Raw genomic sequence first — 15,274 nt, forward strand, 5'->3', positions numbered from 1 at the left:
TGATCTCTCCCAGTCGTCAGGTGGTTTAAACCACTGCCATGAGCAATGCTGCCACGCCGAAACCGGAAACGGAAAGGACGGTTTCCAGGACGGTCCAGGTTTTCAGGGTCTGCGGCACGGTCATGTTGAAGTACCGCGAGATGATCCAGAAACCGCCGTCGTTCACGTGCGAGGCGATGATCGAACCCGCCGAAATCGCGACGACCAGCAGCGCGAGCTGCATCTGCGAATAGCCCAGCGTCGCCACCGTCGGTGCGACGATGCCGCTCGTGGTCACGATCGCGACCGTCGCCGAACCCTGCGCGATGCGCATTCCGCAACTGATCACGTACGCCGCCAGGATGACCGGGAGACCGGCGTTGTCCAGGGATCCCGCGACGGCCTTGCCGATCCCTGTCGCGGCCAGCACGGCGCCGAAGAACGCGCCCGCGCCGACCACGAGCAGGATCATCGCGACCGGGCGCAGCGACTTCGCCGAAAGCTCGCTCAAATCCTTGCCCGTCAAGCCTCGGCGCAGGCCCAGCAGCCACGACGCCAGCAGCACCGAAATCGTCAGCGCGACCGCCGGGGTACCGACGAACGCGGCGACACCGGCGAGCGCGGAGTTCTTGGGAAGCCAGATGCTGCCGAACGTCCCGGCGAGGATCAGCACCAGCGGGACGGCGATGATCGCCAGCACCAGGCCGAGCGACGGCGGGTTTGTTTCCTTTTCGCCCTCTTCCTCGGCGACCAGGAATTCCGCGGGAACCTTCACGTCGACGCGCTTGCCGATCCAGGTCGAGTACGCGACGCCGCCGACAAGGAACGCCGGGATACCGCAGACCAGGCCCATCAGGATGATCCAGCCGAGTTCCACGTGCAGCAGACCGGCCGCGGCCACCGGGCCGGGGTGCGGCGGGAGGAACGCGTGTGTGATCGAAAGTCCGGCGAGCAACGGCAGCGCGTACAGCACGAGCGAGCGGCCGCCCTGTTTGGCGGCGACGTAGACCAGCGGCGCCAGCACGAAGATGCCGATGTCGAAGAAGACCGGGATACCGAAGACGAAGCCCGCGAGACCCATCGCCAGCGGGGCCCGCTTCTCACCGATGGCCCGCAGCAGCGCGCCGGTGAGCACCTTCGCCCCGCCCGATCGCTCCAAAATGGACCCGAGGATGGTGCCGAGTCCGATGATCGCGGCGATATGGCCGAGGATCCCGCCGAAACCCTTTTCCAGCAGGGAATCCGACGCCTTCTGCGCGGAGCCGACGATCTGGACGACCGGCAGTCCCGCGGCCAGCGCGGTCAGCAGGCCGACCACGATCAGCGCGATGAAGGGCTCGAGTTTGACTTTGATGATGAGGAACAACAACACCGCGATCGAGACGGCGGCGAGGGTCAGGAGACCTCCCGTCGTGTGTTGGAGCCAGTCGATCATCGGGCACTCCCGGGGTTCCGCAGTGAATGGCCGGCGAGGGCGCCGGTCGGTTGACCATCGTCGATGGCGGCGACACCGTTGACGAAGACATAGGGGATACCGGCGGCCTGCTGCCGCGGCTCGTCGAACGTGGCGGTGTCGGCGACGGTTTCCGGGTCGAACAGCACGAGGTCCGCCGCGTAGCCGGCGCGGACGAGACCCCGGTCGGTCAGCCGCAGGCGCTGTGCCGCGCGGCCGGTGAGGTGGGCGACGCATTCGGCGAGGTCGAGGACGCCGAGTTCGCGGACGTAGCGTGCGAGATAGCGCGGGAACGTGCCCCAAGCGCGGGGATGCGGCCGCGCGCCGACGAGCAGCCCATCGCTGCCGCCGGTGTGCGTGCGATGCCGCATGATCGCCTGGACGTTCTCCTCGTGACCGACGTGCATCAGGCAGGACGTGCCGAGCCTCTCCGAGATCAGGACGTCGAAGTACAGCTCCGCGGCAGGCTTTCCGGCTCGCTGTGCCGAAGCGGCGACGGAATGCCCGACGAGGTGGGCGTTCTCGTCCCGGCGGACACCGTTGATCTCGATGGCCTCCCAGTCGATCGGCACGCCGTGGGCACCGTCGGAGCCGGTCTCCTCGATCTCGGCGCGGATCCGCTCCCGGGTGTCCACATCGGACAGACGGGCCAGTGTGGCGTCGAGGCCGCCTTCGGTGGCCCAGCTCGGCAGCAGCGCCGAAAGGTAGGTGGCGCCGGGGAGGTAGGGGTAGGTGTCGAGCGTGATGTCGCAGCCGTCGTCGAGCGCCCGGTCGAGCAGCTCCAGCAGATTCGCCGCTTTGCCCTTGTTCACCGAGAAGTTCATCGTGGCGTGCGCGAGGTGCAACGGGCAGCCCGAGCGGCGGGAGACGTCGACCATCTCGCCGAACGCCTCCAGCGCGCCCTTGCCGTAGCTGCGATGGTGCGGGCTGTAGAAGCCACCGCGCTCGCCGACGACCTGGCACAGCTCGACGAGTTCTTCGGTGGTCGCGTACATGCCCGGCGTGTAGGTGAGCCCGGACGACATGCCCATCGCGCCCTCGGCCAGCCCGGTCGCGATGAGTTCCTTCATCGCGTTCATCTCGGCTTCGGTCGCTGGCCGGTCCTCCCAGCCGACGGTGAGCATGCGGACGGTGCCCTGCGGCACCAGATAGGCCGCGTTGACCGCGACCCCCGCGTCGAGCCGGTCGAGGTACTCGCCGACGGAGCGCCAGTTCCAGTCGAAGCCCGCCGGATCGTCGTTCCACCCGGCGAGCTGCTGGCGCAGCGCCGCGAGGACGTCGTCGTTCACGGGTGCGTAGGAGAGCCCGTCCTGCCCGAGCACCTCGGTCGTGACGCCCTGGGAGAGCTTCGCGAGGTGATCCGGATTGGCGAGCAGCTGAAGGTCGGAATGCGAATGCATGTCGATGAACCCGGGCGCGAGCACGAGTCCTTCGGCGTCGATGGTGCGGCGGCCCGCGAGCGAGCCGGGTTCGGCGACACTGGCGATCCGGCCGTCGGTGATGCCCACGTCGTGCCTGGTGAGCGGATCCCCGGTGCCGTCGGCGACCAGTGCGGAGCGGACAACGATGTCCATGGCGATTCTTCCTCTGCGGCGGTGGAGGACGGATCAGAAATGGGTGCGGACGAAATCGAGCACGGTCTCGCCGTCGGGGCCGACGACCGGGATCAGGGGCCATTTGTCGAAAACGGTGCACGGATGCGACAGGCCGAGGGCGATCCAGTCGCCGACCTCGACCGGCGACGACGCGGGCAGTGTGAGAAAGGCGTGCTGGTCGTTCATCTTCTGGATGGAGTGACCTTCGAGCGCGGACGGCGGCCCGTCGCCCTTGCGGATCAGGCGCGGCTCGGGCATGCCTTCGTCGAAGGAGGCGTCCCGTTTGCCGATGGTGAGCAGCGCGAGTTCGTCCGTGGGCTTCGACGTGACCTGCGCCCAGGCACGCAGCGCGGGACGGAACGAGGCGACCCCGTCGATACGCGGCTGCTCGCCGAGTGGCGAGATCACCCGGTAGAAGCCGTCGTCGTGGGTCACGTAGGCGCCGCTGCGCAGGATCGGCAGGACGTCCAGGCCACCCCAGTCCTTGGTGAGTTCGTCGGCGACGCGGTCGAAGTACGCGCTGCCGCCGCCGGTCACGATGATCTGGCCGGCGTCGTCGAGCAGGCCCTTGGTGTGGAAGGCGAAGACGAGTTCGCGTAGACCGTCCACATAGGAGCTGATCAGCCGGAGCGACTTTTCGTCGGTGTGGTGGGAAAGCGCGCCTTCGTAGCCGCCGGACCCGCGCAGCCGCAGAGCCGGGCTCGCATGCGCGGCTTCGGCGACGGCGAGCGCGGTCCCGGTGTCGCGGACGCCGGTGCGGCCGCCCTCGGCGCCGAGTTCGACCAGGACGTCCACCCTGCGGCGAGCGCCGCGCAGGGCTTCGGTCATCAGCTCGACACCGCGGACCGAGTCGACCCAGCAGACGAACTCGAAGTCGTCGTCGGCGTCGAGTTCGGCGGCGAGCCACTTCAGGCCCGAGGGGTCGAGCAGCTGGTTCGCCAGCAGGATCCGGGAAACGCCGAACGCGCGGTATACCCGCAGGTGGCCGGCGTTCGCGCAGGTGATGCCCCACGAGCCGTGCTTCAGCTGCCGCTCGAACAGCTGCGGCGCCATCGTCGTCTTGCCGTGCGGGGCCAGCGCGACCCCGCGTTCGGCGCACCAGCCCGCCATCGTGCGGAGGTTGTGTTCGACGGCCTCTTCGTCGAGAACGACGAACGGGCCGAGAAAGCCGTCGTCGAACAGCTTGGCGCCGCGGGCGGCGGCCTCGCCGATCGTGAGACCGGACAGCGAGGGCGCGACCGAGCGGAAGCGCCAGTCGACGCGCTCCTCCCGGACGGCCGCGACCGCGGCGGAATCGATGGTGCCGGCTTCGAACATGAGGTCCACCTCGGTTGCGTATGTTGCAACGGACGTTGCGCATATTGCGTGGGATAGGTGTAGCATCCGGTCCGCTGGAGGTCAACGGCGTGACGACTAGGAGACGCGAAGGTGACAAGCGAGCCTCGGCCGCCCGGGAATCTTTTGATCTTTGGGGATCGCGCTTTTTCGGCCGGAGGCCCCGCCATCGCGATGGCAGGGCGCTCTGCGGTCGTGAAGCGAAATGAATCCTTGTCGTGCGCCCTGGCGGCGGGATTGCGGTCGGCGCGATGAAGAGCACTGACGTGTTGTGCATCGGGGAGTCGATGGCCTTGTTCGTACCGGCCGAATCCGGGCCGCCCGACGAGGTACGGAAGTGGGTGCGGACCATCGGCGGAGCCGAATCGAACGTCGCCTGCCATCTCCCGGCGCTGGGTTTCACCAGCGCCTGGGTGAGCGCCGTCGGCGACGATCCGTTCGGCCGCGCGCTGGTGCGCGAAATCGGCGCGGCGGGGGTGGACGTCAGCGCGGTCGTGGTCGACCCGACGCGCCCGACCGGGCTCTACATCAAGGAAAGCGGAGCGGACGGCAGCCCCGTGCGCTACTACCGCAAAGGCTCCGCCGCGTCCGGAATGGACGCCGGGCTACTGGGAAAGCTCGATCTCGACGGGGTACGCGTGATCCACTTGTCCGGGATCACGCCCGCCTTGTCGGACGGCTGCCTCGACCTGGTGCGGGCGCTGATGGAACGACCGCGTGGCGACACGCTGGTGTCGTTCGACGTGAACTTCCGGCCCGCGCTGTGGGCCGGGCGCGACCCGTCGGTGCTGGCCGGGCTGGCCGCTCGCGCCGACATCCTGCTGGCCGGCGAGGACGAGGCCGAGCGAGTGTGGGGGACCGGCGACCCGGCGCGCCTGCGCGCCGCCGTGCCCGGACCGAAGACGCTGGTCGTCAAGCATGGGGCACGCGGCGTGACCTTGATCGACGGCGACGAAGCACCGCTGTTCTCGCCCGCGCTCCAGGTCGACGTCGTGGAGCCGGTCGGCGCGGGTGACGCCTTCGCGGCCGGTTTCCTCGCCGCGACCCTGCGCGGCGACGACCCCGCGACCCGGCTGCGGCGCGGTCATCTGCAGGCCGCGGCCACCCTGCTGACCCACGACGACGTGGGCAGGCCGCTGCCCGCGTCCGTCGTCGAAACGCTCCTCGGGGCGGATGAGGCAGCATGGGCGGCGGCCAAGCTGACGGACAAGGGAGTGGTGGGCGGATGAGCCAGAGCCTGGACAGGGCGCTCACGCTGCTGAGCGGGCTCGCCCGTGAGCCGAAGACACTGGACCAGCTCGCCGAGGAGATAGGCGTGCACAAGTCGACCGTGCTGCGCCTGCTTCGCACCCTGGAGGCGCACCACTTCGTGCGCCGGGAGGGTCAGCGGTACTACCGGCTGGGCAGTGCGCTCTTCGACCTCGCACAACAGGCGCTGGAGGATCGCGACGTCCGCCGCACAGCGCAATCCGCGCTCGCCGGGCTCAACGCGCGCACCGGGCACACCGTGCACCTCGCGTCCTATGAGGACGGAGAGGTCGTCTACATCGACAAGTTCGAGGGCAGGCATTCGGTGCGGATGTACTCCCGCATCGGGAAACGCGCGCCCCTGCACTGCACCGCCGTCGGCAAGGTGCTCGTCGCGGCGATGACGCCGGAGAAGCAGGCGGACGTGGTGTCGAGGATCGACTTCTTCGTCCGGACGCCGAACACGATCACCACTCCCGAGGCCTACATGAAGGAACTCGCGCTCGTCGCCGACCGCGGCTACGCGGTGGACAACGCCGAGCACGAGGACTTCATCCACTGCGTCGCCGCGCCGGTCCGCGGCCCGGGCGGCGTGGTGCTCGCCGCCGCGTCCGTGTCGGTGCCGAAGGTACTGCTGGACTACGACGGCCTGATGGGGCTCGTGCCCGAGCTGATCGCCGCCGCCGAAGAAGCTTCCGTCCACAGTGGATGGACGGGGAACCGAAAGGGGAAGTTGGAATGAGCAAGACCGCGATCAGCACGGAGAACGCGCCGAAGCCGGTGGCCGCGTTCTCGCAGGCGGTTCGCAAGGGCAACATCCTGCAGGTGGCCGGCCAGGTCGCCTTCGACCCGGCCACCGGCGCCATCGTCGGCGAGACCGTCGGTGAGCAGACCGAGCAGACCTTCAAGAACATCGAGGCGGTGCTCGAGGCCGCCGGTTCGAGCCTGGCCGACGCGATGATGGTGCGCGTGTACCTGACCGACGTCGACCACTTCGGCGCGTTCAACGAGGTCTACAACAAGCTGATCGGCGAAGCGCCGCACCCGGCCCGCACCACCGTGTACGTCGGCCTGCCCGCCGGGCTGCTGGTGGAGATCGACGTCCTGGCCGTGACGGACTGACCCGCGCCTCGTGAGTGGTAAGGACGGTTCTAACCGTCCTTACCACTCACGAGGTCACAGGACGCTCGTGTAGCCGTTCAGCGCGGGCTGCCCGCCCAGATGCGCGAAGAGCACATTCGAGTCCCGCGCGATCTCCCCGCGCGCGACGAGATCGATCAGCCCCGCCATGGACTTGCCCTCGTACACCGGATCCGTGAGCACTCCCTCCAACCGGGCCAGCGTCCGGATCGCGTCCAGTGTGGACTCGTCCGGGATGCCGTAGACCCCGGCGTGGTAGCGCTCGTCCAGCTCGACCTCCTCGATCTCGCCGGCAGCGATCAGTTCCGCGGTCGCCCTGGCGATGCGAGTGATCTGATCGCGTGTCTCGGCCGGTTTCGCCGACCCGTCGATGCCGAGGATCCGGCGCGGCTTACCGGAAAGCGCAGCTCCGGCGACCATCCCGGCCTGCGTGCTGCCGGTCACCGAGCAGACGATCACCGTGTCGAAGAAGACGCCGAGTTCCGCCTCCTGCGCTTCGAGTTCGACGATCCAGTTCGCGAAACCGAGCCCGCCGAGACGGTGGTCCGAGCCGCCGGCCGGGATCGCGTACGGCTTCCCGCCGCCGGCTTCGATTTCCTTGACCGCGTTCTCCCAGCTCTCCTTGAAGCCGACGCCGAACCCGGCCTCGACCATCCGGATGTCCGCGCCGAGGATGCGCGAGAGCTGGATGTTGCCGACCTTGTCGTACATCGGGTCGTTCCAATCGACCCAGCTCTCCTGCACCAGTACGGCCTTGAGCCCGGCCCGCGCGGCGGCCGCGGCGACCTGGCGGGTGTGGTTCGACTGCACGCCGCCGATCGAGATCAGCGTGTCCGCGCCCGAGGCCAGCGCGTCGGCGACCAGGTATTCGAGCTTCCGGGTCTTGTTGCCACCGAACGCGATCCCGGAGTTGACGTCCTCGCGTTTCGCCCAGACCTTCGCCCCGCCGAGATGAGCGGTGAGCCGCTCCAGCGGATGGACGGGGGAGGGGCCGAACAGCAGCGGGTAGCGCGGGAAATCGGCGAGGGTCATGGCGTCTCCAGGAGGTCTTCGAGCTCGGTCCAGATCGTGGCGGTGATCGCGCAGGCCGCGTCGACGTCGCCCGCTTCGATGGCGTCGGCCAGTTCCGCGTGGCGCTGGACCGACCGGTGGGCGGGCAGGGAACCGAAGCGGGCGTACTCGAGACGTCGCAGCAGGGGTGTGTAGCGGGCCAGCGTCGCGGCGATCGCCCGGTTGCGCGCGGCGGCCACCGGGACGTCGTGGAGTTCGTCGTCGGCGGCGATCGCGGCCGCGATGTCCCCGGCGGCGATCGCGTCGGCGAACCGGGCGTTGGCCACGCGCATCGCCGCGACCTCCACCGGTCCCATCCGGGGCGCACCCGCCCGGACTGCGAACTCGTGCAGCGCCCGGACGAGCTCCAGTGCGTCACGGACGTCGTCGGGAACGAACCCCGCGACGCGTGTGTAGCTCTGTGGCTTCGACTCGACGAGACCGTCCTCGACGAGCCGCAGCAGCGCTTGGCGCACCGGGGCCCGGGAAAGCCCCAGCTGATCGGCGAGGTCGCCGTCGCGCAGGTTCGTCCCCGGGGGCAGCGTTCCGTCGATGATCGCCCGCCGGATGCTCTCGTAGGCCTCGTCCCGGAGGAGGGACCTCGGTACCTTCGCCAACCCACTCACATCTGAAATGTTAGTTGCCATCGGCCGGTTCGGAAAGGGGCCGATGCCATGAAAGGTCCTTTCCTTGCGAATTTCACAAGGAAAGGACCTTTCATGGCACGCCAGAGGGGGCGGGAGGGCTAGTAGACCGGCCCCGTGTACTTCTCGCCCGGTCCCTGACCGGGAGCGTCGGGCACGGCCGAAGCTTCGCGGAACGCCTTCTGCAGCGACTGCAGGCCGTCGCGCAACGGGCCCGCGTGCAGGCCGAGGTACTCTGCCGAAGCGGTGACCAGCCCGGCGAGGGCGGTGATCAGGCGGCGGGCCTCGTCGAGGTCGCGGTGCGGTGAGCTGGCCGGGTCCTCGTCCGCGAGGCCGAGACGTTCGGCGCCGGCGGAGAGCAGCATGACGGCCGCCCTGCTGATCACCTCGACGCTCGGGATGTCCTCCAGGTCGCGGACGTCCGGGGAATACGGGGGCTGCTGAACGGGTTCATCTGACACGTCTGGTACCCTTCCACGAGCGACCAGCCCCCGAGCGATCGGGGGCGGCAAGTGGAGCCCCGCTCCCACCCGTGTCACCGCCGCAACACCAGGTGTCCGGGTCCGGTCTCGCCAAGACGATTTCGGGCGTCGAGGCGGTGTGTTCGGTTCTGGAGATCGAACACGATCGGAAAGAGTGGGCCCCGCGTACCGCACGGTACCGGGGCCTTAGGTATGTGGGCACCAGGTCGAAACGGTAGAAGAATTTACCTCGAACCAGGGAGGCCCCATCAGCGCCGAGACACGCATCAACGACCGAATCCGGGTACCGGAGGTCCGCCTCGTCGGGCCGGCCGGTGAACAGGTCGGCATCGTCCGGATCGAAGATGCGCTGCGGCTGGCACAGGAGAACGATCTCGATCTCGTCGAGGTCGCTCCGCAGGCACGCCCGCCCGTATGCAAGCTCATGGACTTCGGCAAGTTCAAGTACGAGAGCGCGCAGAAGGCCCGCGAGTCCCGCCGCAACCAGCAGCTCACCGTCATCAAAGAGCAGAAGCTGCGGCCGAAGATCGACCAGCACGACTACGAGACCAAGAAGGGTCACGTGTCGCGCTTCCTTGCGGCAGGCAACAAGGTCAAGGTCACGATCATGTTCCGCGGTCGCGAGCAGTCCCGGCCGGAACTCGGGTTCCGCCTGCTGCAGAAGCTCGCCGACGAGGTGACCGAGCTCGGCTTCGTCGAGTCGTCGCCGAAGCAGGACGGTCGCAACATGATCATGGTGTTGGCCCCGCACAAAAACGTGAAGCCGCAGAAGGCCGCGAAGGCAGCCAAGGACGAGTCGTCCGAGCCGCCCGCCGACGCGTAGCGCCGACCAGCACATGTCAGCGGCGCACCGGGCAACACCGGTGTGCCGCCGCACGGAAGAGGACAACGTAATGCCGAAGATGAAGACGCACAGCGGGACGTCCAAGCGTGTCCGCGTCACGGGTTCGGGCAAGCTGCGCCGCCAGAAGGCCGGCCGCCGCCACCTGATGGAGAAGAAGTCCAACAGGCTCACCCGTCGCCTCGAAGGCACGACCGAGATCGCCAAGAACGACGTCGGCCGCGTCAAGCGCCTTCTCGGCCGCTGACACCCCGCACTTTGTAAACGCCGGGCGCGCCAGCGCGCCCCCAGATCGACAGGATGGACCCAGTGGCACGCGTCAAGAGGGCTGTCAACGCCCAGAAGAAGCGTCGCGCGACTCTCGAGCTCGCCAGCGGCTACCGCGGCCAGCGTTCGCGGCTGTACCGCAAGGCGAAGGAGCAGACGCTTCACTCGCTGAACTACGCCTACCGGGACCGTCGTGCCCGCAAGGGTGACTTCCGCCAGCTGTGGATCACCCGGATCAACGCGGCGGCCCGCGCCAACGGCGTGACCTACAACCGGTTCATCCAGGGCCTCAAGGCCGCGGGTGTCGAGGTCGACCGCAAGATCCTCGCGGACCTCGCGGTCAACGACGCCGCCGCGTTCACCGCGCTGGCCGAGCTGGCCAAGGCGAACGTGAACACCGAAGAGAAGAAGTCGGCCTGACCGGCGACAGCGCTCTTCCGCGACCCGGGGCCGCTCCGTTCACCGAACGGACGCCCCGGGTCGTTGCTGCGCGCAAGCTCACCCGCCGGGCCGAGCGCGAGAAGACCGGCCGATTCCTGGCCGAGGGCGCGAACGCGGTCGAAGCCGCGCTCGAATACGGCGGCACGGTGTACGAGCTGTTCGTGACCGAACGCGCCGCCGCGCAGCACGAGCGCCTGCTCATCGCCGCGCGTGAGGCGGGTGTCCCCGTCTCGCCGATCACCGATCGCGCGGCCGGCGGATTGTCCGAGACCGTGACACCGCAAGGCATCGTCGCGGTCTGCGCGCTCGTCGACCGTCCACAAGAGACTGTCCTGAAGCCGGGCGCGAAGCTCGTCGTCGTCCTCGTCGACGTCGCGGACCCCGGTAACGCGGGCACCGTGATCCGGGTCGCGGACGCCGCCGGCGCCGACGCGGTCGTCCTCGCCGGGGACAGCGTCGACCCGCACAACGGCAAATGCGTCCGCGCGGCCGCCGGCAGCCTTTTCCACCCCGCCATCACCCGTATCCGGGACGTCGACGCGGCCTTGAAGGCCTGCTCCGCCGCCGGACTCCGCACCGTCGGCGCGCACGGCTACGCCGACACCGAGCTCGACCAGGTGACCTTCGACGAGCCCACCGCGTGGGTCTTCGGCAACGAGGCGCACGGATTGCCGCAGGGCGTCCTGGAGACCGTCGATCTCGCGGTCAAGATCCCGATGTACGGCCGGGCGGAGAGTCTCAACCTCGCGACGGCCGCCGCGATCTGCGTGTACACAAATGCGATGGCCTCCCGGGTCGCGACCACGTAGAGTCGCGGGCATCACGCCGTCGCATCACGACACCAAGGGAGCTCTCATGGAACGCAGTGTTCGTTCCAGCACCTTGTTTAGGGCGTAGAGCGCGGTTTTCGCACTTCCGAGTGACGGTGTGCCCAGCCCGAGGGTGATCGGGGGCCGCCGTTCGCTGTCCCATAGAATTCAGCAGCTGCTAAACCCATGTGTGCGCTCGCGTGCACCGGACCAGTCCCAGCGGACGCCGAGGAGTTATGTCCGAAGCCAACGACAAGCAGGACCCCCAGGCGGGAACGCTCGCGCCGGAAACGTTGACGGCCGCCGTCAAACAGGCCGAGACCGATTTCGCGGCCGCGGCGGATCTCGACGCGCTGGCCGCGGTCAAGCCCGCCCACCTCGGGGACCAGTCTCCGCTGCTGCTCGCCCGCCGCGAGATCGGCGCCCTGCCGAAGCAGGAGAAGGCCGAGGCCGGCAAGCGGGTCAACGAAGCGCGCCAAGCCATCCAGGCCGCCTTCGACGCGCGCCGAGCCGTGCTCCAAGCCGAACGTGACGAAAAGGTGCTCCGCGAGGAGGCCGTCGACGTCACGCTCCCGTGGGACCGCGTGCCCCGTGGCGCGCGGCACCCGATCGCGACCCTGTCGGATCGGATCGCCGACGCGTTCATCGCGATGGGCTACGAGATCGCCGAAGGCCCCGAGCTCGAAGCCGAGTGGTTCAACTTCGACGCGCTGAACTTCGGCAAGGACCACCCCGCGCGCCAGCTGCAGGACACGTTCTACCTCGGCGAGGAGGACTCCGGCCTGGTGCTGCGGACGCACACCTCGCCGGTGCAGGCCCGCACGCTGCTGCACCGTGACCTGCCCGTGTACGTCGTCTGCCCCGGCCGCACCTACCGGACCGACGAGCTCGACGCCACCCACACCCCGGTGTTCTCGCAGGTCGAAGGGCTCGCGGTGGACAAGGGCCTGACGATGGCCCACCTCAAGGGCACCCTCGACGCCTTCGCCCGCGCGATGTTCGGCGGTACCTCGAAGACCCGCCTGCGCCCGCACTTCTTCCCGTTCACCGAGCCGTCGGCCGAGGTCGACGTCTGGTTCGAGGAGAAGAAGGGCGGCCCCGGCTGGGTCGAGTGGGGCGGCTGCGGCATGGTCAACCCCAACGTCCTGCGTGCCTGCGGCGTCGATCCCGAGGTCTACTCGGGCTTCGCCTTCGGTATGGGTATCGAGCGCACCCTGCAGTTCCGCAACGGAATCCCGGACATGCGCGACATGGTGGAGGGCGACATCAGGTTCACCCTGCCCTTCGGAACGGAGGCCTGAGTGAAGGTCCCAGCCAGCTGGCTGACCGAACACCTCGACGTCGACGAGGAGGTCACGGCCCAGGATCTGGCCGACGCCTTCGTGCGCATCGGCATCGAGGTCGACGACGTCCGGAAACTCGAACCGGTCACCGGCCCGCTCGTGGTCGGCCGCGTCGCCGAGATCGAAGAGCTCACCGAGTTCAAGAAGCCGGTCCGGTTCTGCCGGGTCGATGTCGGCGAATCCGACGACGACATCGACAAGCCTGTCGAGAACCTCGACGATGACGAGGACGACGACGAAGGTCCTTTCGAGGACGACGGCCCCACGGGGATCAAGACCCGCGGGATCATCTGCGGCGCCTCGAACTTCGCCGAGGGCGACCTGGTCGTCGTCGCGCTGCCTGGCACCGTGCTGCCCGGTGGGTTCGAGATCGGGGCGCGCAAGACCTACGGCCGCCTCAGCGACGGCATGATCTGCTCCGCGAGCGAACTCGGCATCGGTGACGACCACTCCGGCATCCTGGTGCTGCCGCCGAGCACGGCCAGCCCCGGCGAGGACGCGAACAAGCTGCTCGGCCTCGAAGACACCGTCCTCGAGGTGACGCCGACCCCGGACCGCGGGTACACCCTGTCGGTCCGCGGCCTGGCCCGCGAGCTGTCCAACGCGCTCGACGTCCCGTTCGGCGACCCGGCGTCCATCGAGGTCCCCGAGGCCGAGAGTGACGCCTGGCCGGTGCACCTCGAAGACACCGAGGGCTGCAAGAGGTTCGTACTGCGCCGGGTCAAGAACCTCGACGCGACCGCACCGACGCCGTGGTGGATGCGCCGCCGCCTGATGCTGGCGGGTATCCGCTCGATTTCGCTCGCGGTCGACGTGACCAACTACGTCATGCTCGAACTCGGGCATCCGCTGCACGCCTTCGCGACCGGTTCGGTCAAGGGCGATCTGGTGGTGCGCAAGGCGAAGCCGGGCGAGAAACTGACCACTTTGGACGATGTCGAGCGCACGCTCGACGCGGACGACGTGGTGATCGCCGACGACAGCGGGGTCATCTCGCTGGCGGGCACGATGGGTGGCGCGTCGACCGAGATCACGCCGGAGAGCACCGATGTGCTGCTCGAAGCGGCGCACTGGGATCCCTCGTCGATCAGCCGGACGGCCCGCCGTCACAAGCTGTTCTCCGAGGCGGCCAAGCGGTTCGAGCGCTACACCGACCCGCAGCTGTGCGCGGTGGCCGTCGAGCTCGCCGCACGCCTGCTGCGTCAGTACGGCGAGGGCTCGATCCTGCCCGGCCGCACCGACGAGGGCGGCGTCGAGCCGAACCCGCCGGTGACCATGCCGATCAGCCTGCCCGACCAGGTGGCCGGGGTGCGGTACGAGCGCGGCGTCACGGTCAAACGGCTCTCGCAGATCGGCTGCAAGGTCAACGTGGGCACGGCCGAGGACGGCACCGCGCTGGTGACCGCCGTCCCGCCGAGCTGGCGCGGTGACCTGGTGCAGCCCGCCGACCTGGTCGAGGAGGTGCTCCGGCTGGAGGGCTACGACAGCATCCCGTCGGTGCTGCCAGACGCCCCGGCGGGCCGGGGCCTCACCGACACGCAGCGCCGCCGTCGTTCGGTCGCGCGTGCGCTGGCGGAGAACGGCTACGTCGAGGTGCTGCCCTTCCCGTTCATCTCGGACTCGGTCTGGGACGCGTTCGGGCTGCCCGAGGACGACGTCCGCCGCAGCACCGTGAAGGTCCGCAACCCGCTGGAGGCGGACAAGGACCGGATGGCGAGCACCTTGCTGCCGGGGCTGCTGGATACCTTGCAGCGCAACATCTCCCGTGGTTTCAAGGATGTCTCGCTGTTCCACATCGGACAGGTCGTGCTGCCCGGGCCGAACCCGATCCCGATGCCTTCGCTCGGGGTGGACCGGCGCCCGACCGACGAGGAGCTCGCGGTGCTGGAGGCGGCGGTCCCGCCGCAGCCGCTGCACGTCGCCGTCGTGCTCGCGGGCCAGCGTGCCCGTGCCGGCTGGTGGGGTGCGGGCGAGCAGGCGAACTGGGCCGACGCGGTGCAGGCCGCGCGGCTGGTCGCGCAGGCCGCCGGTGTCGAGCTGACCACCGCCGCCGCGGACCAGCCGCCGTGGCACCCCGGGCGCTGCGCGCAGCTGCGGGTGGGCCAGTGGCCCGTCGGTTACGCCGGTGAGCTGCACCCGAAGGTCGTCGAGGCGCTCGGGCTGCCGCCGCGTACCGTCGCGATGGAACTCGACCTGGACGCGATCCCGATCCCGGACGGCCGTCCGGCGCCGCGGATCTCGGCGTACCCGCCGGTGCTGCTCGACGTCGCCCTCGTCGCCGAGGCGAGCGTCCCGTCAGCCGACCTGGCCGAGGCGCTGCGCGAAGGCGCGGGCGAACTGCTCGAGGACATCACGCTGTTCGACTCGTACCAGGGTGAGCAGCTGGGCGAGGGCAAGCGTTCGGTGGCGTACAAGCTGCGGTTCCGTGCCGCGGACCGCACGCTGACCGTCGACGAGGCCACCAAGGCCCGCGACGCCGCCGTCGCGGTCGCGGGTGAACGCTTCGGCGCGAGCCTGCGGGCCTGACCCGAAAGTCCCGTGAAGGCCCCCTTCTCGCGGCCACGCCGAGGCTGGGCNGCTCGCCGCCCCGTGGTGGCGCAGGGAGGCGTACTCCCTCTCGGCTGAGCCGAGGGAAGGGGGCCTTCAC

Annotated in this window: 15 protein-coding genes; 9 read left to right on the plus strand and 6 right to left on the minus strand. The window is 69.2% G+C overall.

Annotated features, from left to right (window positions below):
* Positions 1 to 25: 25 nt before the first annotated feature.
* From LCL61_RS20615 to LCL61_RS20625, 3 genes are read right to left on the minus strand one after another with little or no spacing between them, the layout of a single operon-like run.
* Complete coding sequence (locus LCL61_RS20615; protein WP_340688353.1) at positions 26 to 1,414, minus strand: gluconate:H+ symporter; 1,389 nt, start codon at positions 1,412 to 1,414, stop codon at positions 26 to 28.
* Positions 1,411 to 3,006: a D-aminoacylase gene (locus LCL61_RS20620; RefSeq protein ID WP_340688354.1), complete on the minus strand. Its 1,596-nt coding sequence runs from the start codon at positions 3,004 to 3,006 to the stop codon at positions 1,411 to 1,413. The genes LCL61_RS20615 and LCL61_RS20620 overlap by 4 nt, the downstream gene beginning before the upstream one ends.
* A 33-nt stretch (positions 3,007 to 3,039) precedes the next feature.
* Positions 3,040 to 4,344: an amino acid deaminase gene (locus tag LCL61_RS20625; RefSeq protein WP_340688355.1), complete on the minus strand. Its 1,305-nt coding sequence runs from the start codon at positions 4,342 to 4,344 to the stop codon at positions 3,040 to 3,042.
* Between the two features lie 269 nt (positions 4,345 to 4,613).
* On the opposite strand from LCL61_RS20625, the gene LCL61_RS20630 reads away from it, so the two are divergent.
* Genes LCL61_RS20630 through LCL61_RS20640 form a run of 3 tightly spaced genes read left to right on the plus strand, consistent with a single transcriptional unit; the run spans position 4,614 to position 6,732 of the window.
* Complete coding sequence (locus LCL61_RS20630; RefSeq protein ID WP_340688356.1) at positions 4,614 to 5,591, plus strand: sugar kinase; 978 nt, start codon at positions 4,614 to 4,616, stop codon at positions 5,589 to 5,591.
* On the plus strand, positions 5,588 to 6,352 hold the full coding sequence (locus LCL61_RS20635) for an IclR family transcriptional regulator (RefSeq protein WP_340688357.1): 765 nt from the start codon (positions 5,588 to 5,590) through the stop codon (positions 6,350 to 6,352). Before LCL61_RS20630 ends, LCL61_RS20635 begins: the two co-directional genes overlap by 4 nt.
* Positions 6,349 to 6,732, plus strand: a complete 384-nt coding sequence (locus LCL61_RS20640) for a RidA family protein (protein WP_034321592.1) — start codon at positions 6,349 to 6,351, stop codon at positions 6,730 to 6,732. The genes LCL61_RS20635 and LCL61_RS20640 overlap by 4 nt, the downstream gene beginning before the upstream one ends.
* A 54-nt stretch (positions 6,733 to 6,786) precedes the next feature.
* Here the strand turns inward: LCL61_RS20640 and LCL61_RS20645 are convergent, their stop codons facing one another.
* The 3 genes from LCL61_RS20645 to LCL61_RS20655 all read right to left on the minus strand — a co-directional run bounded on the left by LCL61_RS20645 (position 6,787) and on the right by LCL61_RS20655 (position 8,905).
* Positions 6,787 to 7,782: a 1-aminocyclopropane-1-carboxylate deaminase gene (locus LCL61_RS20645; RefSeq protein ID WP_340688358.1), complete on the minus strand. Its 996-nt coding sequence runs from the start codon at positions 7,780 to 7,782 to the stop codon at positions 6,787 to 6,789.
* Entirely contained in the window at positions 7,779 to 8,417 is a 639-nt protein-coding gene (locus LCL61_RS20650; RefSeq protein ID WP_425342058.1) for a GntR family transcriptional regulator, read from the minus strand. Before LCL61_RS20650 ends, LCL61_RS20645 begins: the two co-directional genes overlap by 4 nt.
* Positions 8,418 to 8,545: 128 nt before the next feature.
* A complete protein-coding gene (locus LCL61_RS20655; protein WP_005163289.1) occupies positions 8,546 to 8,905 on the minus strand; it encodes a DUF1844 domain-containing protein in 360 nt (119 codons plus the stop codon).
* 268 nt (positions 8,906 to 9,173) lie between these two features.
* On the opposite strand from LCL61_RS20655, the gene infC reads away from it, so the two are divergent.
* From infC to pheT, 6 genes are all read left to right on the plus strand, one after another.
* The gene (infC, locus tag LCL61_RS20660; protein ID WP_125789870.1) at positions 9,174 to 9,749 is read left to right on the plus strand and encodes a translation initiation factor IF-3; all 576 of its coding nucleotides are present in this window, start codon (positions 9,174 to 9,176) and stop codon (positions 9,747 to 9,749) included.
* 70 nt (positions 9,750 to 9,819) lie between these two features.
* On the plus strand, positions 9,820 to 10,014 hold the full coding sequence (rpmI, locus tag LCL61_RS20665; RefSeq protein WP_007028043.1) for a 50S ribosomal protein L35: 195 nt from the start codon (positions 9,820 to 9,822) through the stop codon (positions 10,012 to 10,014).
* A gap of 62 nt (positions 10,015 to 10,076) precedes the next feature.
* Positions 10,077 to 10,454 (plus strand): 50S ribosomal protein L20, encoded by a 378-nt coding sequence (gene rplT, locus LCL61_RS20670; protein ID WP_005163284.1) that lies wholly within the window; start codon positions 10,077 to 10,079, stop codon positions 10,452 to 10,454.
* Positions 10,451 to 11,284: a TrmH family RNA methyltransferase gene (locus LCL61_RS20675; RefSeq protein WP_425342059.1), complete on the plus strand. Its 834-nt coding sequence runs from the start codon at positions 10,451 to 10,453 to the stop codon at positions 11,282 to 11,284. Before rplT ends, LCL61_RS20675 begins: the two co-directional genes overlap by 4 nt.
* 236 nt (positions 11,285 to 11,520) lie before the next feature.
* Positions 11,521 to 12,585, plus strand: a complete 1,065-nt coding sequence (gene pheS / locus LCL61_RS20680; RefSeq protein WP_340688361.1) for a phenylalanine--tRNA ligase subunit alpha — start codon at positions 11,521 to 11,523, stop codon at positions 12,583 to 12,585.
* Positions 12,586 to 15,153: a phenylalanine--tRNA ligase subunit beta gene (gene pheT / locus LCL61_RS20685; protein ID WP_340688362.1), complete on the plus strand. Its 2,568-nt coding sequence runs from the start codon at positions 12,586 to 12,588 to the stop codon at positions 15,151 to 15,153.
* The last annotated feature ends 121 nt before the right edge of the window (positions 15,154 to 15,274 follow it).

The sequence above is a fragment of the Amycolatopsis coloradensis genome (genome assembly GCF_037997115.1).
Classification (GTDB): Bacteria; Actinomycetota; Actinomycetes; order Mycobacteriales; family Pseudonocardiaceae; genus Amycolatopsis; species Amycolatopsis coloradensis_A.